Below are 23,208 nucleotides of genomic sequence, written 5' to 3' on the forward strand. Positions count from 1 at the left end.
TGGCCCGGCTGCGGATCTGCGGGAGGGGCGTCGCCGGGAATAGCCTGGAGAAGAGCGGAACCGGGACGGAACGGACCCTCTGAAGAGGAGGTAGAGCCATGTCCTGGAATCTGAACGGCACATATCTGGAGAGCTGCAACTGCGACGTGGTATGCCCCTGCACCACCTCGGGCCTCACCGCGCCGGCCGACCACGAGCGCTGCCAGGTGACCTTGGCGTTCCATGTGGACAGCGGGAGCGTGGACGGCGTGGACGTCTCCGACCGCAGCGTCGCCGTCTTCATCGATGCGCCCCGGGTGATGGCCGACGGCGGCTGGCAGGTGGCGCTGTACCTCGACGCTTCGGCCGACGACGGCCAGGCGGAGGCGCTGGGCAAGGTCTTCTCCGGCCACGCCGGCGGGCCGATGGCGGCGCTCACCCCGCTCATCGGCGAGGTCCTCGGCATGGAGCGCGCTCCCATCGACTACCGCGATGACGGCCGCCGCCACGCCGCGCGGGTGGGCGACGCCATCGACATCGAGATCGAGGACCAGGTCGCCCCTCAGTACGGCGAGGAAGGACCGGTCATGGGCCTGACCGGTATGTTCCACCCGGCGAACAGCACGCTGACCATTGCGCGGTCCACCCGGGCGACGGGCGGCGGCGTGTACGGCCGATCCTGGGACTTCTCCGGCGGCAACGGACACTCCGCGCCCTTCACGTGGTCCGCGTGACCGGTCGGCTGGTCACCGTCCGTCGCAGGGCGGGCCCCGCCGGACTGCAGTTGGTCGCGGCGGCCGCCGCCTGGGTCTGGGTGGTGACACGCTGGGACGGCACGCAGGCGATGCCGGGCACCATGGGCTTGGGCCTGCCCGCTTTCCTGGCCGTGTGGACGCTGATGATGGCTGCGATGATGCTGCCCGCCACGGCGCCCGTCGCCGCGCTGTACGCACGCACCATCACCGTGCACCGGACGCCGCGCATGGTCGTTTTCACAGTCGCCTACCTGCTCGTCTGGGCCGCGGCCGGGCTGCTGGCGTACGGGCTGGCCGTCGGCCTGGGCCGCGCGGCGAGCCTCCCCGCCGCGACGGGGACGGCAGTTGCCGCGGCCGTTTTCGCGATCAGCGGTGTCTACCAGCTCACGCCCCTCAAGGACCGCTGCCTGGCGAGGTGCCGCTCGCCGATCGGGCTGATGCTGCGCTACGCCTCGTACTCGGGGCCCTCGCGCGATCTGCGTGTGGGAGCCCACCACGGGGCCTTCTGCCTGGGCTGCTGTTGGTCGCTGATGGTGCTGCTCGCGGCGTTCGGCGTGATGAACCTGTGGGCCATGGTGGTCCTGACCGCCGTGATCACCATTGAGAAGCTGGCTCCGGCCGGCCGTCTGGTGGCCCGTGTCGTGGGGATCTCCTCGATCGTCCTGGCCGTCGCCGTCTTCTGGTTCCCGGAGCTGGCTCCGGGCCTCACCGGTGGCGGTATGGCCAGGATGTGAGGGCGGGCATGTGCCCGCGCGAAATCACACGCCGTGCGGGCACATGAAGGTCCGGCTCACGAGGCCGCCGGAGGGCAGTGGTCCGCCCGGCTGAAGACGACGCCCGAGCACAGCCGGGCTCGGCGCAGTACCGCGTCATGGGTGCAGCGGACGCCAGTCGAAGAGCTGGATGGTCACGTCGTCCCGAAGTTGGTCGCGCTGGTGGCCTGCTTGTCCGTGGCCTCCGGCGCCGGAGCGATACCCGTCGGGCAGGATGCCCCCGGTTCGTCCCGAACAGGTCACTCGGCCTGACCTCCGTCCCCGCGAGCCTGTGCTGCCAGGAGTCCCCGCGAGGAGGTCAGCCGAGAGCCATGCCGGGGATGAAAGCCACGAGTCCGGAGAGGAGACTGCCGATTGCGGCCAGTGTGACGAGAGCGGCCTTTCCGTCTGAGAAGAGGCCGGCGCAGAACTCGCGTACTTGGCGCCGGAGGATCAGCATCTTCAGCTTCTGCCAGCGATGCTGGCGGATGTGGCAGCCCATGAGGAGGCCGGTTGCGTTGTTTCGGCAGCCGTCCTCCCTTCCCCTGACCGAGGCTCCGCAGGTCACGGGTGCTTGGAAGAAGCACCAGATCAGAACCAGCCCCGACAGGGTCGCGACGACCACAGGTCCTGCGGCCCTGTTGATCCATGCGGCGATCAGAAGAGCGGCGGCGACGACGCCCCACCACTGTCCCAAACCACCGAGTCGACCGCTCCTTGCCCCCGAAGTCGCCATGTCGTAATCGTGGCGAGAAGTTCGGCGAATCATGCCCCGAGGGATTGGCTTGACTGAAAGTGCGCCCCAGGACGGCTGACGACCTGCAATCCCGATCGCCCAGACCGCACCGGAATCGGCCGTGATGCCATGCGTGATGGTCGGCGTCACGGCCGGTTGCCGGGCTTTGAGCTCCGGGCCGGCTACTCCTGCGGAGCAGGGGCGACGCCGGTCGGGCAGGACGCCTGCCGGTTCGTCTCGGACGGGGTGCTCAGTTCGACCCCCGTGCCGCCGGTGCCGCAGTACCCGTTCGGGTTCTTGGCGTCCGAGAGGTACTGCTGGTGGTAGCTCTCCGCCGGGTAGAACGGGCGGTGCTCCGCCGGGAGGATCTCCGTGGTGATCGTGCCGTGGCCGGCGTCCGTCAGGACCTTCTGGTAGGCGGCTCGGGAGGCTTCGGCCGTCGTGGACTGGGCCGGGGTGTGGGTGTGGACGGCGGAGCGGTACTGGGTGCCCACGTCGTTGCCCTGGCGGAAGCCCTGGGTCGGGTCGTGGGACTCCCAGAAGGTCTTCAGGAGGTGCTCGTACGAGATCAGCGCGGGGTCGTAGACCACCCGGACGACCTCGGTGTGGCCGGTCAGGCCCGAGCAGACCTCCTCGTACGTGGGGTTCTCGGTGTGGCCGCCCTGGTAGCCGACCAGGGTCGTCCACACGCCCACCGGGAGCTGCCAGAACCTGCGCTCGGCGCCCCAGAAGCAGCCCAGGCCGAAGTCGGCGATCTCGTAGCCCTCCGGGTAGGGGCCGAGCAATGGGGTGCCGAGGACGGTGTGGCGGTCGGGGACCGTGAACACCGGCTCCGGGCGGCCCTGCAGCGCCTGCTCGGCGGTGGGCAGGAAGGGCGTACGGCCGAACAGCATGACGTGGGCTCCTTCGTCGTTCGGGGCGGCACGGGCACAACGTCTCCGGTCCGCCCCGAATTCCGGCCCCTCGGGCACTACTCGGCGGCGTGCTTCAGGCTCAGGTCGCGTACGCGGCAGAACTCGTGCGCCGGACGCCCGCGATAGCGCCAGGGCAGGGCGCCCACGTAGCCGTCGACCAGGCGGAACTGTTCGACGGCGGCCTGGTCGCGGTCCTGCAGGAACAGGTAGTACGCCAGGAGGTGGCGGGCCTCCGCCAGCCGGGGGTGGGCCGGGTCGGCGGCGGCCACGTCCAGGAGCAGCGCGTCGACCAGGGCACGTATCTCCGGCGTGCGGTCGGCCTCCACGGACTCCGACTCGTCGTGCTCGAAGTGCGCGATGAGCGGGAACACGGTCATCAGGCTGCCCAGGGGCGCCCGTTCGGCGGCGCGGACCGCGAACTCGCGGGCGAGGATCTCGGAGCCGCGCCACTTCTGGCACCAGTACTGGAGGGCCGAGAAGTGCGCCTCGTAGTGGTGCGGAGCGCGCTCGGTGATCTTCTTCCACAGGCGGTCCATCTCGGCGTGCGGATGGCCGAGGCCGAGGGCGGTCCAGATCTCCGCGACGTACGGCGTCGGGTCCCCCTCGGGCGCCAGCGCGGCGGCGCGGGCGTTCTCCTCGGGGGAGCGGGCGAGGACGCGGCGGAAGCCCTCGAACTGCTCACCGGTGGTGTGCCTGGCCCGCTGTCCGCCCCGGATGTTCCAGGCCAGCCGCACCGTGCTGCGCGCCCGCAGCAGCGCGGCGCCCGGGTCGTCGGGGTGGGCGTTCTCCCAGGCCAGCAGCCATGCGTCGTCCTCCGCGGCGGTCAACGCCAGCCGTTCGGCGTGGAACGAGCGCAGCTCCCAGTCCCGTTTCCCGGCCGTCCGGTCGAAGAGGTCGGCGGCCGGCCGCCAGTCGCCCGACCGGGCCGCCTCGACGGCTGCAGCCAGGTCGGCCGGGACCGGCGCCGCGGTCTTCGTGTCCTGCCGTTCGGGCGGGAGCAGCCCCAGCGCGGCCGCCGCTGCGGGCAGGACGTACTCCGACGTCCCGGATGCCGATCCGGGCGACTCCGTGTCGGCGCCGCGCCAGCCCTCCAGGGCTCCCTGCACGATCGCCTTCAGGAAGTACAGGCCGAGGGCCAGCAGGGGCAGTCCGACGAGGGCCAGGACGACCCAGAGGATGATCACAGCAGACCTCGGTGGTTCAGTCGTGGTGGGTGAGCAGGGTGCGCAACATGCCGGTGTCGGGCGTGTCGGCGACGGCCGCCTCGACCGCGGCGTCCAGATCGGTCGTCGTGCCGTCGGGCGCGGGCAGCAGATGCGGGGCGGCCGGCCGCTCCCAGGAGAACTCCCAGCGCACCAGGGAGCGGGCGGTGAGTTCGGCCAGCACCATGCTGCACAGCGAGTCGTGCAGCACAGGGCGTACGAACTCGCGGAACGCGCGGCCCCGCGCCCCGGCCGCCTCCTCGGACAGCGGCAGCCGCCGGGCCAGCTGCCACAGCTGGCCGTCGTCGATGATCTTCAGCAGCGCGGGCAGGGTCGGCGTGTCCTTCGTGTAGAAGGCGAGTGCCCGGTGCAGCGGGGTGCTCAGGGAGGCGAGTCCCTTGGTCATGGCGCCGTCGAGGAGCTCCGGCCAGTCGTCCACGCGCCGCAGCCGCCGTACCTCCTCGGTGAGGACCGCGTCCTCCAGCGCCGTCAGGGTCCGCTCCGGGTCGGCCAGGAGGGCGAGCGCCGTGCCCTTGGCCCGGTCCGTGCGATCGTCGGCGGGCAGTGTCTCGATACGGCGGACCCGGTCGGCGATCGGCGGATGGGAGTCGTACGGCGACGAGGGTTGCGTGGGCAGTTTCGCGTGCAGCCCGGCCAGTTCGAGCCGGCGGGCGTCCAGCATCCGGCCGAAACCGCCGAACACCTCCCCGCGGGGCGGCAGCAGCCCGGAGTCCGAGCCCAGCGTGGCGTAGCTGTCCATGTAGAAGCCGAACGCGGCGTCCAGCACCGGGATCTCGCGCAGCGCGGAGGCGGTGGCGTCCCGGCCGGCGATGCGGGCGGCCGCGGCGTCGGCGGCGTACTCCTGACGGCGGGAGCCGGCGAGCGTGGCGCGGAAGTACAGCTTGGCGTAGGCGATGTAGATCGCCGCCATCACGCGGTACGTGATGCCCGCGTGCCCGGTGTCCACCTCGCGGGTCTTCTTGCCCTTCGCGGTGGCCTTGGCGTTCTTCTCCTCCTGCCGGGCCCGCTCGCGGGCGGCCGTCCGGTCGGCCCGCTCCTCGAAGTGCCCGATGGTGCGCAGGATCTGGGCGCGGCCGCGCACGGTGAGCGGGGTGAGCCGGGTGTCGGCGTGCGAGTAGTGGCCCAGCTCGTGGGCGAGGACGGCCCGCAGCTGCGCCTCGTTGAGGCCCTGCAGCAGTGGTACGCCGAGGTGGAGGCTGCGCGGGCCGGGGAGCAGGCCGAGGAGGCGGGCCCGTTCGCCGACCGCGGCGTTGACGTCGGCGGTCAGCGCGATGCGGGAGGGAACACGGGTGCCGACCTCGGCGGCCAGTTCCCGCACTGTGTGCCACAGCCGCGGTTCGTCCGCCTCCGTGACGGGCAGTCCCGCCGGTTCCTCGTCCTCCGGTGCGCGCAGCATGAACAGGCCGCGGACGAGCGGGATCGCCAGCAGCACACTGACCAGGGCCAGTTTCGCCGCGAGGGCGCTCGGGGCGTACCGGAAGAGGAGAAAGTCGGCGCACACGAGCAGCGCCAGCAGGACGACGCCGAGCAGGTAGAAACCGGCGAGCAACATCAGAGCGCGCAGTGCGCGCAGGGTCGCGCCCATCGGACGGAGGTCCCCCCACAGGACAGATCAGACGGCCGGCCCGCCCTCCACGGGGCGTGCACATGACCAACACGGTGTGAGGGCGGAGTATGACCGACTCACGCACCGCGAAGCAAGATCCGCCCTGACCAGGGGCTCCTCGGGGCCATTCGCGGGGGAGCGCGGGTCAGTGCAGGAGGGTCGCCGGGCTGCCGCCGTTCGCCTCGTAGCCGGCCACCGCCAGTGCGCGGTACACCGCGAACTCGCCGGCCGGGTCCGGGGAGAGGGTCCAGGGCAGGGCGCCGACATGACCGTCCACGTGTATCAGCTGGCTCATGGCCTCCGCCCAGCGCTCGCCCCGCACCAGGAAGAAGACGAGCAGATGGCGGACGTGCGCCAGCATCGCGTCATCGGGACGGGCCGCGTGTACCGCGAAGAGGGCGCCGTGGATCGCCTTGCTCACGACCTCGCTCTGGTAGAAGCCGCTGACCAGGTTGACCTCGGGGAGGTGCTCGAAGACGGCGAACAGCGGCATCGCGGCGAGCAGCGAGCCCTGCGGGGCCCGGGCCGCGGCCGCCTCCGCGAACGAGGCCGCCAGCTCACGCGAGCCGTGCCACTTCTCGCACCAGTAGTGCAGGGCCGCCAGATGCGCCCCCATGTGCGCCGGGGCGCGGTCCAGGATCTTCAGCCAGAGCTGCTCGAACTCCGGCTGCGAGTAGTTCAGCCCGCGGGCCACCGACAGCTCGACGATGTACGGCACCGGGTCGCCGGGGGAGAGCAGCGCGGCCTGGCCGCAGGCGTCCTTCGCCTCCTCCATGATGATCCGGAAGTCGTCGGTGCCCGGCGTCGACGTCCGCCACGCCTGCTGGACCAGGAACTCGGCGTGCACCGCCGCGCCGCCCGCGTCCTTGGGCGCCTCCGCCCGCCACACCCGCAGCCACTGCCCGCCGGGCGTTTCGCTGACGCCGCCCGGCCGCTGCTGGAGCTCCAGCGCGGCCGCGCCCGCGAAGGCCTGCACGCGCTGCCAGCGCAGCTCGCCCGCGATCTCGGTACCGGCCAGCAGTTGCTGGGCGGCACGGTAGTCCTGGGTGCGCTGCACCACATCCAGGACGTCCAGCAGGTCCTGGTCGGGGCCGGGCATGCGGATGTCCAGCTCCTCCGTGCGCACGAAGCCGTAGTTCGCCGGGTCCGCCGCGTCCGGGTGGCCCGCCGGGACCTGCTCGATCATGCCGCGCCTGCGGCGCAGGAACGGCAGCGCCACGAAGCCGAACATGACCAGCGCCATCAGGACCCAGAGAATCTCCATGTCTCAAGCGAACCAGACGCCGCCGACAATTGGCCAACCCGTCCCCGCAGCCTGTGGAAAACCTTCCGCGAGACCCCGCCGACCTGTGGACGAAGCCCCGCGACGGCTGGTCGGGCCCGGGGCGGCGGCCGGCCGGGGGCAGGTGTCCCGCAGCAGCGGCGCGGGCGCACTACGCTCGGTGTCCATGAGCGACAGGCCTATCAGTCAGCACTTCGAGACCCTCGCGATCCACGCGGGCAACACCGCCGATCCCCTCACCGGCGCGGTCGTCCCGCCGATCTACCAGGTCTCCACCTACAAGCAGGACGGCGTCGGCGGCCTGCGCGGCGGCTACGAGTACAGCCGCAGCGCCAACCCGACCCGCACCGCCCTGGAGGAGAACCTCGCGGCCCTCGAGGGGGGTCGCCGAGGCCTCGCGTTCGCTTCCGGACTGGCGGCCGAGGACTGCCTGTTGCGTACGCTGCTCAGCCCCGGCGACCACGTGGTCATCCCCAACGACGCCTACGGCGGCACGTTCCGCCTGTTCGCCAAGGTCGTCGCCCGCTGGGGCGTGGAGTGGTCGGTCGCAGACACCGGCAACCCCTCCGCGGTACGCGCCGCGATCACCCCGAAGACCAAGGCCGTGTGGGTGGAGACCCCCTCCAACCCGCTGCTCGGCATCACCGACATCGCCGCCGTCGCCCAGGTGGCCCGGGACGCGGGTGCGAAGCTCGTCGTCGACAACACGTTCGCCACGCCGTACCTGCAGCAGCCCCTCTCGCTCGGCGCGGACGTCGTGGTGCACTCGCTGACCAAGTACATGGGCGGGCACTCCGACGTGGTCGGCGGCGCACTGGTCACCGCCGACGAGGATCTCGGCGAGGAGCTCGCGTTCCACCAGAACGCGATGGGCGCGGTCGCCGGGCCCTTCGACTCCTGGCTGGTGCTGCGCGGCACGAAGACCCTGTCGGTGCGCATGGACCGGCACAGCGAGAACGCCACGAAGGTCGCCGACATGCTGAGCCGCCACGCGCGCGTGACGCACGTGCTGTACCCGGGCCTTCCCGAGCACCCCGGTCACGAGGTCGCCGCCAAGCAGATGCGGGCGTTCGGCGGCATGGTCTCCTTCCGGGTCACCGGCGGCGAGGAGGCGGCCGTCGAGGTCTGCAACCGCGCCAAGGTGTTCACGCTCGGCGAGTCCCTGGGCGGTGTCGAGTCCCTCATCGAGCACCCCGGCCGGATGACGCACGCGTCGGTGGCGGGCTCCGCCCTGGAGGTGCCCGGCGACCTGGTCCGGCTCTCCGTGGGCATCGAGAACGTCGACGACCTGCTGGAGGACCTTCAGCAGGCCCTCGGCCAGAGCCGCCAGGCGTAATGATCACGAGCGGGCCCGCGGGCCCGCCGGGGCTCACCAGCCGGTCAGCGGTGGGGTCGTCTCCGACGGCGGCTCCACCCACGGCCGGGCCGTGACCGCCCAGACGACGAAGGCGACGGTCGCCGCGAACACCAGCAGCCACCACAGCCGCAGGGCGATCGTCCGGCGTCGCAGGATACGGCCGCCCCGGAGCACGACCTGCGCGTGCATCTCCGCCGGTACGTGCGGCACCGACCGCTCCATCATCTGCCGGACGGTGGCCTCCCGCTCCATCCGGTTCACGAGGCCGCCGCCTTCACCGTCACGCGCGCGGGAGCCGGCCCGCGCGGCGGATGCAGCAGCGCTGCCGTCGCCCGCTCGCAGACTGTCTGGACACGGTTCGCGGGCAGCCCGAGCAGCGCCCCCACCTGCTCCTCGGCAACCCCCTCGTGGAGCCTGAGGACCACGACGAGCCGCTGCTGCGGGGAGAGCGGCGCCAGAGGTCCGGCGAGAAGCGGGCCGCCGTGCCGGTGCCACCGGCGCCAAGTGCCGCGCGCGAAGCGGACGGCCAGGGACTCGCGGGCATGGTTGTACGGGTCCTCACCGCGCAGCCGGTCCCAGCACGCGTACGTGTGCGCGAGGGCGTGCGTGAGCAGGCGCCGTGCGCGCGGGTTGTCCTCGGGCGCCTCCGCCGTCAGCAGAGTGGCCGACTGCAGCAGTCGTCCGCCCGCCCCGGCCACGAACGCCTCGAACTCCCGGGCGCGGCGGGCTTCCCGGACCGCACGCGTCTCTCGCACACCGAGCCTCCCGCCTGACGGCGACCCCCTGGAAACGGATCCCGGCTACCGGTCTCATATGAGGCCAGCGGAAGGCTTTCGGTCAAGGGTCGCGCACCCTCGCGGCGAAAACGCCCGACCGCGACCCGGCGGAGGAACGCCCGCCCGCTCCACCCCGACCGGCGGTGGAACCCGGCGGCCGTGCCACACCCGTCCCATGGCGCTCCCACCGTGCCACGGGCACCCCCGTGCCGCCGTGGAACGCCCCGCGCGCGGGCCCATATGTTCAGGAGGCGGGCGACGCCTCGGTGCCCGGCAGGCCCTGGGCCGCCATCCGTGTGGACAGCGCGGTGTTGAAGCGGGTGAGGAGGGAGCAGAACGCCTCGCGCTCCTCGGGAGCCCAGTCCTCGGTCAGCTCGGCCATCAACTGCCGCCGCGAGGAGCGCACTTCCTCCAGCCGCGCCTGCCCGCGCGGGGACAGCTGGAGCACCACGGCCCGCCCGTCCTCGGGGTGCGAGGTCCGCTTGACCAGGCCCGTGTCGACGAGCGGAGCCACCTGCCGGGTGACGGTCGAGGAGTCGATGCCCATGCTCGCGGCGAGTGCCTTGACGCCCATCGGGCCCTCTTTGTCGAGGCGGTTGAGCAGCAGGTACGCGGCGCGGTCCATGGAGTTGCGCACTTGCCCGACGCCGCCGAGGCGGGTCTGTTCGGCACGGCGCGCGAACACCGCGACCTCGTGCTGCAGCGCGTCGAGAAGGCCGGTGTCACCGACGGTCGTCATGTCCATCGACATTTCCGGTGTTGTGGGCATGGCCGGGGGCTCACTTCATGAAAGGGGTGCTGTCAGGAATGGGGGACAGAGTACGCGGCCGGAAGCCGGGCCGTACCGACGCTGCGCAAACCGGTCTCGGAGCTTGGTCACAGCGGCCGTTCCCGGCTGTGAACTGCGATGCTGGTGTCATGAGCTATGGCACGGCTGACTCCTTGCGGCCCGTCACCCTCGACGACGTGCGCGGCGCGCAGAAGATGCTCTCGGGCGTGGCGCGGGTGACCGCGATGGAGGGCAGCAGGCACCTCTCCCAGCTCGTCGGCGCTCCGGTACTCCTCAAGTGCGAGAACCTCCAGCGGACGGGATCGTTCAAACTGCGCGGCGCCTACGTCCGGATCGCGGGGCTGTTGCCGGAGGAGCGGGCCGCCGGTGTCGTCGCGGCCAGCGCGGGCAACCATGCGCAGGGCGTGGCGCTGGCCTCGTCGCTGCTCGGGGTGCGCTCCACGGTGTTCATGCCGAAGGGCGCCCCGCTGCCGAAGATCAGCGCCACTCGGGAGTACGGCGCCGAGGTGCGGCTGCACGGCCAGGTGGTCGACGAGACGCTGGCCGCCGCGCAGGAGTACGCGGCCGGGACGGGCGCGGTGTTCATCCACCCCTTCGACCACTCCGACGTGATCGCCGGGCAGGGCGTGGTCGGGCTGGAGATCCTGGAGCAGTGCCCGGACGTGCGCACGATCGTCGTCGGGATCGGCGGCGGGGGACTCGCGGCCGGCATCGCGGTCGCGGTGAAGGCGCTGCGGCCGGACGTGCGGATCGTGGGCGTGCAGGCGGCGGGGGCGGCGGCGTATCCGCCCTCGCTGGCGGCCGGACGGCCGGTGAGCATCGACGGTCCGGCGACGATGGCCGACGGCATCAAGGTCGGCCGGCCTGGCGACGTGCCGTTCGCGATCGTGCGCGACCTGGTGGACGAGGTGCGCACGGTCTCGGAGGGCGAGCTGTCGGCCGCGCTGCTGCTGTGCCTGGAGCGGGCGAAGCTGGTCGTCGAACCGGCCGGGGCGAGCCCGGTCGCGGCACTGCTGAGCGAGCCCGGAGCGTTCGAGGGCCCGGTCGTCGCGGTGCTGTCCGGGGGCAATGTCGACCCGGTGCTGATGCAGCGCGTGCTGCGGCACGGCATGGCAGCGCAGGGCCGCTACCTGGCCGTCAGCGTGCGTCTGACGGACCGGCCGGGGGCGCTCGCCACGCTGCTGGGGGTGCTGTCGGCGGTCGACGCCAATGTCCTGGACGTCAGCCATGTGCGGACCGATCCGCGTCTCGGGCTGACCGAGGCGGAGGTCGAGCTGCACCTGGAGACGAAGGGGCCGACGCACCGCGCCGAGGTCGGCCACGCCCTCCGCGAGGCCGGGTACACGATCGTCGACTGAGGTCAGAGCCTTCTCCGGCAGCCGTCGGTCACTCGTTCGGGTAAATGCATTGAGGGACGCGATACATCGCGTTATGGTGTGTCTCGTGGGCCTGTCCATACCGCCTGTCGGGCGGAGCGAAAAGTGCAAACCTAGGCTTTCCGAAGAATCCTCAACGAGGTGGAGACTCATATGCCAGGCGCCATCTATGCCGAAGGGCTGGTCAAGACCTTCGGGGATGTAAGGGCTCTGGACGGCGTCGACCTCGACGTCCCGGAGGGAACGGTCCTCGGCCTCCTCGGGCCGAACGGCGCGGGCAAGACCACCGCCGTCCGCTGCCTGACCACACTCCTGCGTCCCGACCGCGGCCGTGCGGAGGTCGCCGGCCTCGACGTACTCAGGCATCCCGACAAGGTGCGCCGCTCGATCGGCCTCTCCGGCCAGTTCGCCGCGGTCGACGAGTACCTCACCGGCCGGGAGAACCTCCAGATGGTCGGGCAGTTGTACCAGATGAAGGCCAGGGCCGCGAAGGCCCGTGCAGAGGAACTCCTCGAACAGTTCGACCTCGCCGAGGCCGCCGACCGCACGGCGAAGACATACTCCGGCGGTATGCGCCGCCGCCTCGACCTGGCCGCCGCCCTGGTGGTCTCGCCGCCCGTGATGTTCATGGACGAGCCGACGACCGGCCTCGACCCGAGCAACCGCCAACTGCTCTGGGACGTGATCAAGCGCCTCGTCTCGGGCGGTACGACGCTGCTGCTCACCACCCAGTACCTCGAAGAGGCCGACCACCTGGCCCACGACATCGCGGTCGTCGACCACGGCAAGGTCATCGCCCGCGGCACCTCCGACCAGCTCAAGGCCCGCACCGGCGGCGAACGGGTGGAGATCGTCGTGCACGATCGCGAACACATCCCCGCGGCCGCCGAGATACTCGCCGGCTTCGGCAAGGGTGAGGCCGGCGTCGAGGAACACACCCGCACGCTCACCGTGCCCGTCACCGGCGGCGCCAAGCTTCTCGCCGAGGTCATCCGGGAGCTGGACGCCCGCGGCATCGAGATGGACGACGTGGGGCTGCGCCGCCCCACCCTCGACGACGTCTTCCTCTCCCTCACAGGACACGTGGCCGAGCTGAAGGAGGACGAGAGCGACGAGGAGACCGGCATGGGACCCGGCAGGACGTCCGCCGGCAGCGAGGTCACGGCATGAGCGCCCGCGCCGCCGTGGTGGCCGTTGCGAAACGCAACCCGATCAAGGTGCCCAGGACCAGGATCCCGGATCCTCTTCGCCCGTCCTGGTCGGATTCATCTCGCCGTGCGTCCGAGACCGGCGGCCCCATGCCCGGAAGGAGCCAGTGAAGTGAGTGCCATGAGCGATTCCGTGGTCATCGCCCGCCGGAATCTGATTCGTATGAGTCGGATTCCCGAAATGGTTATTTTTGGGCTCATACAGCCGGTGATGTTCGTCGTCCTGTTCACGTACGTCTTCGGCGGCTCGATGAGCATCGGCGGCTCCACCGACCCGGGCGTCTACAAGAACTTCCTGATGGCGGGGATCTTCGCGCAGACCGTCACCTTCGCCACCGCCGGAGCCGGTGCGGGCATAGCCGACGACATGCACAAGGGCCTCATCGACCGCTTCCGTTCCCTGCCCATGGCCCGCGGCGCGGTTCTCACCGGCCGCACTATCGCCGACCTGGTGCAGACGTCACTGACCTTGGTCGTCCTGGCCTGCGTCGCCCTCCTGGTGGGATGGCGTCCCGGCTTCGCGGCGCCCACCAACTTCGGCAAGATCATGGCGGCCTTCGGCCTGCTGCTGCTCCTCGGCTACGCGTTCACCTGGATCGGCGCCCTCATAGGCCTGACCGTCCGCACCCCCGAGGCGGCCACCTCCGGCGGCCTGATCTGGCTCTTCCCGGTGACCTTCATCTCCAACGCGTTCGTGGACTCCTCGCAGATGGCTTCCTGGCTGCAGCCGATCGCCGAGTGGAACCCGTTCAGCGCCACCGTCCAGGCGTGCCGCAAGCTCTTCGGCGACCCGGGCGTCTCGCCGTCCGACGCGTGGCCGATGGCACACCCCGTCTGGGCCTCGCTCATCTACTCGATCCTGATCATCGCGCTCTTCCGCACGCTCGCGGTCCGCAAGTACCGCCGGGCAGCCGGCTGAGTCCCCGCCGTCCGAGAGGCCGCCGTCCGAGAGGCCGGCGACCGGCCGGCGGGGGAGGTGCGGCACGACGAGGCCCCCGGCGGCACGGGGCGCCGGGGGCCGGTCGAAGGGGAAGGGGCTCAGCCGCTGTAGGGCTCGGCCTTGAGGATGCGCACGGAGGCCTTCTTGCCGTTCGGCAGCTCGTACTCCGCGTCCTCGCCGACCTTGTGGCCGATAACGCCGGTGCCCAGCGGGGACTGCGGCGAGTAGGTCTCGACGTCGGAGCTCGCGTACTCGCGCGAGGCGAGCAGGAAGGTCATGGTGTCGTCCTCGTCGCCGTCGAAGGCGATCGTCACGACCATGCCGGGCGCCACCGTGCCGTCGACGGAGGCCGGAGCCTCGCCGACCTGGGCGTTCTCGAGAAGCTGGGTCAGCTGGCGCACACGGAGCTCCTGCTTGCCCTGCTCCTCCTTGGCCGCGTGGTACCCGCCGTTCTCGCGCAGGTCCCCCTCCTCGCGCGCGGCCGCGATCTTGGCGGCGATCTCCGTGCGCGCAGGACCAGTAAGGTACTCAAGCTCGTTCCTGAGCTTGTTGTACGCCTCCTGGGTAAGCCAGGTGACGGACTCGCTGGTCTGGGTCACAGGTGCTCCTCGTCGGTACTGGGAATACAAAGCATCGCCCTACCCACAAGCATGTTCCCCATGGGATGGGCGAAACCACGAGCCTAACAATTCAGCGGGCAAAGGGGGAGGACATAAGCCATCAGAATTACGTCACCGCAGGTCAGCGTGTATGCATTGCGGCGGGCCGAACCTGTCGCAGCCGGCCGCGGACGGCCGGCGATCAGGCGGCGTGACAGCCGAGGAGTTCGGCCGTCGTCCCCTTGTCCGTCGTACGGAGCGTGACGACCTTGTCGATCCGTGAGTCCGAACCGGAGAAGCGGAAGTCCGCCCGGCCCACCTCGGCGCCGTTCGCGGCCTGGGAGCGGATGGTGCAGTAACCGCTCGCGCCCGAGTCCTTGCGGACCTCCAGATGCACCTGCACGGTGTCGTCCGAGGTCGCCTTGAAGGCGATCACCTCGGCGCTGATCTTGTTCTGGCCGACATAGTGGTAGGCGAAGAACCCGACCACCACGAGCAGGATCCCGCCGAGCGCGGCCCCGACGATCTTCAGGGTACGGTCGGCCCGCTCGTCCGAGGCACGGCCGTAACGGCCCTCGGGCAGTCGCGTGCTCGCCGTGCTCATGATCGTCCTCTCGGCAGGCCGGCCCCGGAATTTTTCACCCTCCGATTCGGTCACTATAGAAGCCTGCGATCGCGCCGGTTCACACGGGCGCCGACTTACCGAGGATTGAGTCTTGACTGACCAGCTGCGACTGATGGCCGTGCACGCCCACCCCGACGACGAGTCGAGCAAGGGCGCGGCCACCATGGCGAAGTACGTGTCCGAGGGGGTGGACGTGCTGGTCGTGACCTGCACGGGCGGGGAGCGCGGCTCCATCCTCAACCCCAAACTGCAAGGCGACAAGTACATCGAGGAGCACATCCACGAGGTACGCAAGAAGGAGATGGACGAGGCCCGCGAGATCCTCGGCGTCAAGCAGGAGTGGCTCGGCTTCGTCGACTCCGGCCTGCCCGAGGGCGACCCGCTGCCCCCGCTCCCCGAGGGCTGCTTCGCCCTGGAGGACGTCGACAAGGCGGCCGGGGAGCTGGTGAAGCAGATCCGCTCCTTCCGGCCCCAGGTGATCACCACCTACGACGAGAACGGCGGCTACCCGCACCCCGACCACATCATGACCCACAAGATCTCGATGGTGGCCTTCGAGGGTGCGGACGACACCGAGAAGTACCCCGAGGTGGAGTTCGGGCCCGCGTACCGGCCGCTGAAGCTCTACTACAACCAGGGCTTCAACCGCGCCCGCACCGAGGCGCTGCACCACGCCCTGCTCGACCGGGGCCTGGAGTCCCCCTACGGGGAGTGGCTCAAGCGCTGGGACGAGGCCGGCTTCAAGCAGCGCACGCTCACCACCCACGTGCCGTGTGCCGACTTCTTCGAGATCCGCGACAAGGCGCTGATCGCGCACGCCACGCAGATCGACCCCGACGGGGGCTGGTTCCGGGTGCCGATGGACATCCAGAAGGAGGTCTGGCCCACCGAGGAGTACGAGCTCGCGAAGGCCCTCGTCGATACCTCCCTCCCCGAGGACGACCTCTTTGCGGGCATCCGCGACAATGCCTGACATGAGTGCAAGCGTGAGCCTGGCAATGACGCATCTCGCCCCCCTCGCCAAGGAGGTCGACGAGAACAAGGTCACCCCCGGCGTCCTCGGCTTCATCGTGTTCGCGGCGATGGCACTGGCGGTGTGGGCCCTGATGAAGTCCATGAGCAAGCACATGGGCAAGGTCGACTTCAAGGAGTCGCCGGAGGCGGACGACACCTCTGCCTCCGGCACGACGGGGAAGACCTCGCCGGCGAAGGGCTGAGAGGGTGCGGGGCACCCGCCCCCGCACCCTTCATCCCCGCACCCGTCACTTCCCACCCGTCACCCGCCGCTGAGTCCCGCGCCTACCCGCCGTTCACCGCGACGCCCATCACCTCCCGCTCGTGGCGGCCCGGCACCATCCCCAGGCGCCAGGCCTGCCAGCCGGCCTCCAGGCGTATGCCCCGCTCCAGCAGGACGGCGTACGCTCCGAGGCACTCGGTGAGCTTGGCGTCCCGCAGGGGGTGGGCGGAGCGGCTCAGCTGGGCCAGCTCCTCCTGGGCCACGGCCGTACCGACCTCGACCCCGCCCGGGGCCCCGTACGGCAGCAGGGTGCAGCGCAGGAAGCGGGCCCAGTCCTCGCCGCGGCGGTCGCCGTAGGAGGCGAACAGGCCGGCGGCCTCCTCGCACAGGGCCAGAGCCTGCTGCGTACGGGCGTTGCCCGCCTCCACGATCGCCAGCTCCAGGCAGGTCCACGCCTCGCCGTGGGCGACGCCGATGCGCTGGAAGTCGGTCCGGGCGTCGACGAGGAGCTGCCGGGCGAAGCCCGAGTTGCGCAGTGAGCCCGTCTGCGCCGCCCGCTGGTCGCGGGTCACCCGGGCCGAGTGGTGCCGGGCGCAGGCGAGGCCGTAGACGTCCCGCATCCGGGAGAAGAGGGAGCGGGAGCGTTCGAGTTCGCGGACGGACGTGTCCAGGTCACCGGTCTCCTCCAGGGCCAGGCCCAGGTAGTACACCGTCCAGGCCTGGCCGCGCGCGTCCTCGTTCGCCCGGTGCCGGGCCGCCGCCGCCCGCAGCCCCTCCACCGCCGCCCCCGGCTCGCCGTCGATCATGCGGGCGCGCGCCAGCTGCGTCAGCGCCCACGCCTCGCCGCGGGCGTCGCGGGTCCGGCCGTACAGCTCGAGGGCGCGGCGCAGATCGCTCTCCGCGGCGGACACGTCCCCGCGGCGCAGGTTGAGCTGGCCCAGCTGGAAGTGGGCCCAGGCCTCACCGTGCACGGAACCGCCCTCGCGGTGCAGGACAAGGGAGCGGTTCAGCAGGTCCAGCGCCTCCGCGAGCCGGGCCCGGTCCCGTTGCACCGCGGCCAGCGCGTGCATCGTCCAGGCGCGGTCCGTGGCCAGCTCGGGCGCGGACTGCAGGTCCATCGCCTCGCGCAGTCTGGCCGCCGCCTCCGTGAGGTTGCCCTGATGGTGCAGGGTGATGCCCAGCGAGCACAGGGCACGCGCCGCGCCCGCGTCGTGATGGGCCTGGAGATAGAGGTCGACGACCGAGCTGAGCGTGGTCCGCGCCTTGTCCAGCTCGCCCAGCTGACGGGCCGCGATACCGGTCCGCCACTGCACGGACCGCACCAGCAGGTCCTGGCCGACCGACTGGGCGAGTTCGTTGATCTCGCCGAGCCGGTAGAGGTCGCCGCGCAGCAGGCAGTAGTCGCACAGCGCGCCCAGCAGACTGAGGACGGCCTCCTGGTGCACGCCCTTGGCGTGACGCAGGGCCGCGGTGATGAAGCTCGACTCGTCGTCCAGCCAGCGCAGCGCTTCGTCGAGCGAGGGGAAGCCGTGCGGGGTGAAGCGGTCCGAGCGGGTCGACATGTTGCCGTCGACCAGCCGCAGCACGGAGTCGGCGAGCTCGGCGTAGCTCACGATGAGGCGTTCCTGGGCCGCCGCGAGCTCGCTCTGCTCCTCCTCGTCGAGGAGGCGGGCGGCGGCGAAGGCGCGGACCAGGTCGTGCAGCCGGTAGCGGTCGCCGCGGACCCGGTTGATCAGGCCCGCGTCCGCGAGCGCGGTCAGCTGCCGGGTCGCCTCCCCGCGGTCCGTGGCGAGCAGGGCGGAGGCCGCGGCCGCGCCGAGCGAGGCGCGTCCGGCCAGTGCGAGACGCCGCAGCAGTCGGCGGTTCGGCTCCGACTGGTCGGTGTAGCGCAGCCAGAGCGCGCGCTCGACGGGCTCCACGGGACCGTACGCCGCGAGTTCCGCGGCCAGCCGGCGGGGTGAGCGCGGGCCGAGCGAGGAGCCGGCGACGCGCAGTGCCAGCGGCAGCCCGCCGCACAACTCGCGGATGCGGTCGGCGGATTCGGCGTCGTAGGGGCCGGAGGCGTCCTGGGCGGCCGCGTTCAGGAGTTCCTCCGCGCCCGCCGCGTCCAGGGGGCGCACCGGAAGGTCGTGCACCCATGCGGACAGTTCGGCGGGCAGGTCCAGTGGGGCCCGGGAGGTGATCAGGACCAGGCTGTCGGAGCGTTCCGGGACGAGCGCGCGGATCTGCTCCGGATCGGAGGCGTCGTCGAGGACCACGGTGACCGGCAGCCCCTTCAGATGCTGCTGGTAGAGCTCGCCGAGGCGTTTGACCTGCTGTTCGGGGGAGGAGCGTTCGCGGAAGAGGAGCTGTTCGCGGGGTGCGCCGAGCCGGTTGAGCAGGTGCAGCAGGGCGTCCCGGGTGGGCAGCGGGGTCTCCCCGGCGATGTCGCCGCGCAGGTCCACCACGCACGCCCCGCGGAACTGGTCGCGCAGATCGTGCGCGGCCCGCACCGCGAGGGTGCTGCGGCCGCTGCCGGGCGGCCCGTGCAGGACCACGACGGTCGGTCTGGTCTGTGTGCTCGCCCGGGCCGCCTGCACCCACTGCCGGATCTGTGTCAGCTCCGCCCGACGGCCCGCGAACGGGCCCACGGGTTCCGGAAGCTGGGCGAACGACTGCTCGAGGACCGCTCGTCCGCGGGCGGCGGCGCTCTTGTCCGTGCCCCTCAGTTGCGGCCCCGGGGTCTTCGTCGTGCCCGTCGTCGCGGTGATCACCCGTTGCTGGTCGAGGAACGGCCGGATGCCGCGTACCTCCAGCGCGGTCAGCCACTGCAGCCGCAACTGCTCGGCGCCGCCGGGCTGTCCGACCTCACCGGCGCGGTGGTGCGCGGCGGGCAGATGCGAGCCGGCCACCTTCACGACGGTCGCGGCGGCGCCGACCACGCCCACCGCCACCCCGGCCCCGAGAGCAGTGCCGGGCCCGGTGCCGAGCGCCAGGTCGGAGACGGCGGCCGTCACCGCGGCCACGCCGGCCACGAGCAACGGCGTCCGGCCGCCGCCCTCGCGTGCGTACCGCTGGGCGAAACTGAGCCGCCCGGCGTCGCGTTCCTCCAGCGCCCGCGCGTACTCCTCGTACTCCTCGGCGGCGGTCTGCGCCATCGCGTCCAGCGCGCCGCGCGCCCGCGTCATCAGCACCTGCCGGTCGGCCCGGCCGCCCGAACGCCGTACCTCCTCCTCCACGGCCCGCACCAACAACCGCTCGGCGTCGGCCCTGTGGCTGTCCCGCATGTCCCGTCCCCCTCCGGCGGCCATGGCTTTCGTCGGTCAAGTGTGCGGCGGGCGGCTCCGGGGCGCGAGGGGGCGTACGGGCACCGATTGCCGTGCGCAGTGCGGTGGTTGTGTTTGAGCGGTGCGTTCGTGGCTATCGTGATGAGGGCAACCATGGGGGAACAGGGATGAGTTCGGGGCATGTGCCGTCGCCGAGTGCTCCGCCGGGACCGCCGCAGGGCACGCACCACCCGCCTCGCTGGGCGTGGTGGGTCGTCGGCATCGTGATTCCGATGGTGGGGATCCTCGTCACCGTGCTGGTGGGCAGGCCGAGCCCGACAGGGGAGGAACGGGCCGACGGCGGGGGCGGCACCCAGCCGTCCTCCGGGGCCGAGTCGACACCGGCGACGACAGCCGGCGAGAGCGCGGAGGCGGCCCGGGTCCGGTACGGGCCGGTGGTGTTCGACGCCGACATGATCAACGGCGGGGTGGACGTCGAGCTGGACTCGACCGCACCGGTCGTCGCCGCGACTCTCGTGAAAGGCAGCGACCTCTTCATCGGTGCGACCACGGGCAGCCCCACCTTCGACGTACCGGACGGCGACCTCGGACTCGCCCCCCTGCCCGCCTCCGGCTCCGCGCCGACCGACAGGCAGTGTGCCGAGGCGGTCGAGCGCAACGGCACCTACAACGCGCAGGCCCCCCGCGGCGCCCGCTTCTGCCTCATGACCGACCAGGGCCGTACCGCCTACCTCCGCGTCGTCTCCGCTCCCCCCGGCGGTGACCTCACGAAGTTCGAGGTCACCGTCTGGGAGACGCCTGACGCGTGACGGGCTGGGTACTGCGGCAGGATGGACACCATGGCGAACCGACTGGCCCATGAGACATCCCCGTACCTGCTCCAGCACGCCGACAACCCCGTCGACTGGTGGCCCTGGTCGGAGGAGGCCTTCGCGGAGGCGCGCCGGCGGGGCGTGCCCGTGCTGCTGAGCGTCGGCTACAGCAGCTGCCACTGGTGTCATGTCATGGCGCACGAGTCCTTCGAGGACCAGGACACCGCCGACTACCTCAACACGCACTTCGTGAGCGTCAAGGTCGACCGTGAGGAGCGTCCCGATGTGGACGCCGTCTACATGGAGGCCGTCCAGGCCGCGACCGGGCAGGGCGGCTGGCCCATGACCGTGTTCCTGACGGCCGACGCCGAGCCCTTCTACTTCGGGACGTACTTCCCGCCCACCCCCCGGCACGGCATGCCCTCCTTCCGGCAGGTGCTGGAGGGCGTCGAGCAGGCGTGGACCGGCCGGCGTGACGAGGTCGCCGAGGTGGCCGGGAAGATCGTGCGGGATCTGGCCGGGCGGGAGATCTCCTTCGGGGACGGCCGGGCGCCGGGGGAACAGGAGATGTCGCAGGCGCTGCTCGGGCTGACCCGGGAGTACGACCCGCAGCGGGGCGGGTTCGGCGGGGCGCCGAAGTTCCCGCCGTCCATGGTGATCGAGTTCCTGCTGCGGCATCACGCGCGGACGGGCGCCGAGGGCGCGCTGCAGATGGCCCTGGACACCTGTGAGCGGATGGCCCGGGGCGGGATCTACGACCAGCTCGGGGGCGGGTTCGCCCGGTACTCCGTGGACCGCGACTGGGTCGTGCCGCACTTCGAGAAGATGCTGTACGACAACGCGCTGCTCTGCCGGGTCTACGCCCATCTGTGGCGGGCCACCGGCTCGGAGCTGGCCCGGCGGGTCGCCCTGGAGACGGCCGACTTCATGGTCCGCGAACTGCGCACCGACGAGGGCGGATTCGCCTCCGCGCTCGACGCCGACAGCGACGACGGGAACGGGAACCATGTCGAGGGCGCCTACTACGTCTGGACGCCCGAGCGGCTGCGCGAGGTGCTCGGCGAGGAGGACGCCCGGCTGGCCGCGCAGTACTTCGGCGTGACCGACGAGGGCACCTTCGAGCACGGCGCCTCCGTCCTGCAGCTCCCGCAGCAGGACGGTGTCTTCGACGCGGCGAGGATCGACGGCATCAGGCGGCGGCTCCTCGACGCCCGCGCCGAACGGCCCGCGCCCGGCCGGGACGACAAGATCGTGGCCGCCTGGAACGGTCTCGCCGTCGCCGCGCTCGCCGAGACCGGCGCCTACTTCGACCGCCCGGACCTCGTGGAGGCGGCCGTCGGCGCCGCCGACCTCCTCGTCCGGCTGCATCTCGACGAGCAGGCCCGGCTCTCCCGGACCAGCAAGGACGGGCAGGCCGGGGGCAATGCCGGGGTGCTGGAGGACTACGCGGACGTCGCCGAGGGGTTCCTCGCGCTGGCCGCCGTCACGGGCGAGGGGGTGTGGCTGGAGTTCGCCGGGTTCCTGCTCGACCACGTCCTCGTGCGGTTCGCCGACCCCGAGACCGGTGCGCTGTACGACACCGCGGCCGACGCCGAGCGGCTGATCCGCCGTCCGCAGGACCCGACCGACAACGCCGTCCCCTCGGGCTGGACCGCCGCCGCGGGCGCGCTGCTCGGCTATGCCGCCCACACCGGCTCCGAGCCGCACCGCACGGCCGCCGAGAAGGCCCTGGGGGTGGTCAAGGCGCTCGGCCCGCGTGTGCCGCGGTTCATCGGGTGGGGGCTGGGCGCCGCCGAGGCGCTCCTCGACGGGCCGCGTGAAGTCGCCGTGGTGGGGCGGGAGTTCGATGATCCCGCGGCAAGGGCCCTACACCGTACGGCACTGCTCGGCACCGCCCCCGGCGCCGTCGTCGCCTACGGCACCACGGGAAGTGACGAGTTCCCCCTGCTGGCCGACCGTCCGCTGCGGGGCGGTGAGCCGGCCGCGTACGTCTGCCGCAACTTCACATGCGACGCCCCGACGACCGACCCGGAAAGGCTGCGCACCGCGCTGAACGGCTGAACGGCACTAGGGCGTGTTTCGAAAGTCCCGCCTGCCCGGCGACGCCTGGCACGCGCGCTCGCCGCGTTGTCGGGCGCGCCCCGATACATCCAGTATCGGGGCGACCCTCCGCCTTGCGATCGCACGCACCAGACGCCGCCGGGCCCGCCCTGCGGGCGGACGACGCTACTTTCGAAACCCGCCCTAGCCGGCGAACTCCGCGAGGGCACGTTCCACGATGGCCTCCAGCTGTTCGTGGTGGGCGCCCTTCCAGTAGGCGCGGCCGCAGGACCGGCACTGGGCGAAGACGTCGTACGACCGGTGGGTGCCGTGTTCCAGCTGGTCGGCGACCTCCTCCTTGGTGGCCTCGCGCAGCAGGCCGTTGCAGGCGGTGCAGCGGGTCCAGGGGCACAGGCCGGGGCGGAAACGGTCGAGGATGTCGCGGAGCTGGGCTTCGGGGTCGGTGCTGTAGACGTAGGCGCCGGACCAGATCTCGCGGCGGCGCAGCAGGCCCCGGTCGCGGCTGAGCATGACCCGCCGTTCGGCGGCCGAGCGGGCGGCGAGGGCCGGGTCGCCGATGTCGGTTGACTCGTAGGCGGTGTCCACGCCGAGCAGACGCATCCGGCGGGCGAGGGTGCCGAGGTGGACGTCGAGGAGGAAGCGGAGGGGGGCGCCGGGCACCCGCTGGGGGCGGGTGACCGGGCGGACCAGCACCGATTCGCCCGCCGAGGGGATGTGCGAGACGGGGACCTCGCGGCCGTCCACCACGAGGGTGCCGGCCTCGGTCAGCGGGACGCCGAGGGACTCGATGACATGGCCGAGGGTGGAGACTCCGTCGACGCCGAGCGGGTGGGCGCCGGTCCGCCGGGCGGGCGGGACGAACACCGCCAGCTCGGGGGCTACTTCGACGTGGATCTCTGCTGCGTTCACCTGGT

Annotated in this window: 22 protein-coding genes; 10 read left to right on the plus strand and 12 right to left on the minus strand. The window is 71.7% G+C overall.

The window, feature by feature from the left end:
- Positions 1 to 98 precede the first annotated feature (98 nt).
- Positions 99 to 713 (plus strand): DUF1326 domain-containing protein, encoded by a 615-nt coding sequence (locus ABT057_RS11580; protein ID WP_352342394.1) that lies wholly within the window; start codon positions 99 to 101, stop codon positions 711 to 713.
- Positions 710 to 1,468 (plus strand): DUF2182 domain-containing protein, encoded by a 759-nt coding sequence (locus ABT057_RS11585; RefSeq protein WP_352342395.1) that lies wholly within the window; start codon positions 710 to 712, stop codon positions 1,466 to 1,468. Before ABT057_RS11580 ends, ABT057_RS11585 begins: the two co-directional genes overlap by 4 nt.
- A gap of 337 nt (positions 1,469 to 1,805) precedes the next feature.
- On the opposite strand, the gene ABT057_RS11590 is transcribed toward ABT057_RS11585, so the two are convergent.
- The 5 genes from ABT057_RS11590 to ABT057_RS11610 form a co-directional block, all read right to left on the minus strand.
- Positions 1,806 to 2,372, minus strand: coding sequence for a hypothetical protein (locus ABT057_RS11590; RefSeq protein WP_352342396.1), 567 nt, complete (start codon positions 2,370 to 2,372; stop codon positions 1,806 to 1,808).
- Positions 2,373 to 2,404: 32 nt separating this feature from the next.
- Positions 2,405 to 3,115, minus strand: coding sequence for a peptide-methionine (S)-S-oxide reductase MsrA (gene msrA, locus ABT057_RS11595; RefSeq protein WP_352342397.1), 711 nt, complete (start codon positions 3,113 to 3,115; stop codon positions 2,405 to 2,407).
- Between the two features lie 77 nt (positions 3,116 to 3,192).
- Positions 3,193 to 4,320, minus strand: coding sequence for a hypothetical protein (locus ABT057_RS11600; RefSeq protein WP_352342398.1), 1,128 nt, complete (start codon positions 4,318 to 4,320; stop codon positions 3,193 to 3,195).
- A 16-nt stretch (positions 4,321 to 4,336) separates the two neighbouring features.
- Complete coding sequence (locus ABT057_RS11605; RefSeq protein ID WP_352342400.1) at positions 4,337 to 5,944, minus strand: M48 family metalloprotease; 1,608 nt, start codon at positions 5,942 to 5,944, stop codon at positions 4,337 to 4,339.
- A 166-nt stretch (positions 5,945 to 6,110) separates the two neighbouring features.
- Positions 6,111 to 7,229 carry a hypothetical protein gene (locus ABT057_RS11610; protein WP_352342402.1) on the minus strand — a complete coding sequence of 373 codons (1,119 nt, stop codon included), beginning with the start codon at positions 7,227 to 7,229 and terminating at the stop codon, positions 6,111 to 6,113.
- 184 nt (positions 7,230 to 7,413) lie between these two features.
- On the opposite strand from ABT057_RS11610, the gene ABT057_RS11615 reads away from it, so the two are divergent.
- Positions 7,414 to 8,583, plus strand: coding sequence for a cystathionine gamma-synthase (locus ABT057_RS11615; protein ID WP_352342403.1), 1,170 nt, complete (start codon positions 7,414 to 7,416; stop codon positions 8,581 to 8,583).
- 33 nt (positions 8,584 to 8,616) lie between these two features.
- Here the strand turns inward: ABT057_RS11615 and ABT057_RS11620 are convergent, their stop codons facing one another.
- The 3 genes from ABT057_RS11620 to ABT057_RS11630 form a co-directional block, all read right to left on the minus strand.
- The gene (locus tag ABT057_RS11620) at positions 8,617 to 8,865 is read right to left on the minus strand and encodes a hypothetical protein (RefSeq protein ID WP_352342404.1); all 249 of its coding nucleotides are present in this window, start codon (positions 8,863 to 8,865) and stop codon (positions 8,617 to 8,619) included.
- Entirely contained in the window at positions 8,862 to 9,359 is a 498-nt protein-coding gene (locus tag ABT057_RS11625; RefSeq protein WP_352342405.1) for an RNA polymerase sigma factor sigma-70 region 4 domain-containing protein, read from the minus strand. Before ABT057_RS11625 ends, ABT057_RS11620 begins: the two co-directional genes overlap by 4 nt.
- A gap of 265 nt (positions 9,360 to 9,624) precedes the next feature.
- Positions 9,625 to 10,131 carry a MarR family winged helix-turn-helix transcriptional regulator gene (locus tag ABT057_RS11630; RefSeq protein ID WP_352342525.1) on the minus strand — a complete coding sequence of 169 codons (507 nt, stop codon included), beginning with the start codon at positions 10,129 to 10,131 and terminating at the stop codon, positions 9,625 to 9,627.
- Positions 10,132 to 10,298: 167 nt separating this feature from the next.
- On the opposite strand from ABT057_RS11630, the gene ilvA reads away from it, so the two are divergent.
- From ilvA to ABT057_RS11645, 3 genes are all read left to right on the plus strand, one after another.
- Positions 10,299 to 11,528 carry a threonine ammonia-lyase gene (gene ilvA, locus ABT057_RS11635; RefSeq protein WP_352342406.1) on the plus strand — a complete coding sequence of 410 codons (1,230 nt, stop codon included), beginning with the start codon at positions 10,299 to 10,301 and terminating at the stop codon, positions 11,526 to 11,528.
- Between the two features lie 171 nt (positions 11,529 to 11,699).
- On the plus strand, positions 11,700 to 12,716 hold the full coding sequence (locus tag ABT057_RS11640; protein WP_352342407.1) for an ATP-binding cassette domain-containing protein: 1,017 nt from the start codon (positions 11,700 to 11,702) through the stop codon (positions 12,714 to 12,716).
- 159 nt (positions 12,717 to 12,875) lie between these two features.
- Entirely contained in the window at positions 12,876 to 13,673 is a 798-nt protein-coding gene (locus ABT057_RS11645) for an ABC transporter permease (protein WP_352342527.1), read from the plus strand.
- A gap of 119 nt (positions 13,674 to 13,792) precedes the next feature.
- Here the strand turns inward: ABT057_RS11645 and greA are convergent, their stop codons facing one another.
- On the minus strand, positions 13,793 to 14,293 hold the full coding sequence (gene greA, locus ABT057_RS11650; protein WP_352342408.1) for a transcription elongation factor GreA: 501 nt from the start codon (positions 14,291 to 14,293) through the stop codon (positions 13,793 to 13,795).
- A 202-nt stretch (positions 14,294 to 14,495) separates the two neighbouring features.
- Positions 14,496 to 14,897, minus strand: a complete 402-nt coding sequence (locus ABT057_RS11655; protein ID WP_352342409.1) for a DUF4307 domain-containing protein — start codon at positions 14,895 to 14,897, stop codon at positions 14,496 to 14,498.
- Positions 14,898 to 15,030: 133 nt separating this feature from the next.
- Between ABT057_RS11655 and mca the strand changes: the two genes are divergently transcribed.
- Positions 15,031 to 15,891 (plus strand): mycothiol conjugate amidase Mca, encoded by an 861-nt coding sequence (gene mca / locus ABT057_RS11660; protein ID WP_352342529.1) that lies wholly within the window; start codon positions 15,031 to 15,033, stop codon positions 15,889 to 15,891.
- Positions 15,884 to 16,135: a hypothetical protein gene (locus ABT057_RS11665; protein ID WP_352342410.1), complete on the plus strand. Its 252-nt coding sequence runs from the start codon at positions 15,884 to 15,886 to the stop codon at positions 16,133 to 16,135. Before mca ends, ABT057_RS11665 begins: the two co-directional genes overlap by 8 nt.
- A gap of 82 nt (positions 16,136 to 16,217) precedes the next feature.
- Here ABT057_RS11665 and ABT057_RS11670 read toward each other — a convergent pair whose 3' ends face one another.
- A complete protein-coding gene (locus ABT057_RS11670) occupies positions 16,218 to 19,421 on the minus strand; it encodes a tetratricopeptide repeat protein (RefSeq protein ID WP_352342412.1) in 3,204 nt (1,067 codons plus the stop codon).
- A 272-nt stretch (positions 19,422 to 19,693) separates the two neighbouring features.
- Here ABT057_RS11670 and ABT057_RS11675 point away from each other — a divergent pair, with 272 nt between their 5' ends.
- On the plus strand, positions 19,694 to 20,230 hold the full coding sequence (locus tag ABT057_RS11675) for a hypothetical protein (RefSeq protein WP_352342413.1): 537 nt from the start codon (positions 19,694 to 19,696) through the stop codon (positions 20,228 to 20,230).
- 30 nt (positions 20,231 to 20,260) lie between these two features.
- Positions 20,261 to 22,294: a thioredoxin domain-containing protein gene (locus ABT057_RS11680; protein ID WP_352342414.1), complete on the plus strand. Its 2,034-nt coding sequence runs from the start codon at positions 20,261 to 20,263 to the stop codon at positions 22,292 to 22,294.
- 183 nt (positions 22,295 to 22,477) lie between these two features.
- On the opposite strand, the gene ABT057_RS11685 is transcribed toward ABT057_RS11680, so the two are convergent.
- Positions 22,478 to 23,203, minus strand: coding sequence for a Mut7-C RNAse domain-containing protein (locus ABT057_RS11685; RefSeq protein WP_352342415.1), 726 nt, complete (start codon positions 23,201 to 23,203; stop codon positions 22,478 to 22,480).
- Positions 23,204 to 23,208 lie beyond the last annotated feature (5 nt).

The organism is Streptomyces sp. NPDC002588 (genome assembly GCF_040295925.1).
Classification (GTDB): domain Bacteria; phylum Actinomycetota; class Actinomycetes; order Streptomycetales; family Streptomycetaceae; genus Streptomyces.

Excerpts from the sequence above, each read along its gene's own strand:
- ABT057_RS11670 (WP_352342412.1), bottom strand. The coding sequence starts at position 19,421 with ATGCGGGACAGCCACAGGGCCGACGCCGAGCGGTTGTTGGTGCGGGCC.
- ABT057_RS11645 (WP_352342527.1), top strand. The coding sequence starts at position 12,876 with ATGAGCGATTCCGTGGTCATCGCCCGCCGGAATCTGATTCGTATGAGT.
- ABT057_RS11675 (WP_352342413.1), top strand. The coding sequence starts at position 19,694 with ATGGTGGGGATCCTCGTCACCGTGCTGGTGGGCAGGCCGAGCCCGACA.
- ABT057_RS11605 (WP_352342400.1), bottom strand. The coding sequence starts at position 5,944 with ATGGGCGCGACCCTGCGCGCACTGCGCGCTCTGATGTTGCTCGCCGGT.
- ABT057_RS11580 (WP_352342394.1), top strand. The coding sequence starts at position 99 with ATGTCCTGGAATCTGAACGGCACATATCTGGAGAGCTGCAACTGCGAC.
- ABT057_RS11680 (WP_352342414.1), top strand. The coding sequence starts at position 20,261 with ATGGCGAACCGACTGGCCCATGAGACATCCCCGTACCTGCTCCAGCAC.
- ABT057_RS11640 (WP_352342407.1), top strand. The coding sequence starts at position 11,700 with ATGCCAGGCGCCATCTATGCCGAAGGGCTGGTCAAGACCTTCGGGGAT.
- ABT057_RS11655 (WP_352342409.1), bottom strand. The coding sequence starts at position 14,897 with ATGAGCACGGCGAGCACGCGACTGCCCGAGGGCCGTTACGGCCGTGCC.
- ABT057_RS11630 (WP_352342525.1), bottom strand. The coding sequence starts at position 10,131 with ATGTCGATGGACATGACGACCGTCGGTGACACCGGCCTTCTCGACGCG.
- ABT057_RS11665 (WP_352342410.1), top strand. The coding sequence starts at position 15,884 with ATGCCTGACATGAGTGCAAGCGTGAGCCTGGCAATGACGCATCTCGCC.
- ilvA (WP_352342406.1), top strand. The coding sequence starts at position 10,299 with ATGAGCTATGGCACGGCTGACTCCTTGCGGCCCGTCACCCTCGACGAC.
- mca (WP_352342529.1), top strand. The coding sequence starts at position 15,031 with ATGGCCGTGCACGCCCACCCCGACGACGAGTCGAGCAAGGGCGCGGCC.
- ABT057_RS11615 (WP_352342403.1), top strand. The coding sequence starts at position 7,414 with ATGAGCGACAGGCCTATCAGTCAGCACTTCGAGACCCTCGCGATCCAC.
- ABT057_RS11610 (WP_352342402.1), bottom strand. The coding sequence starts at position 7,229 with ATGGAGATTCTCTGGGTCCTGATGGCGCTGGTCATGTTCGGCTTCGTG.
- msrA (WP_352342397.1), bottom strand. The coding sequence starts at position 3,115 with ATGCTGTTCGGCCGTACGCCCTTCCTGCCCACCGCCGAGCAGGCGCTG.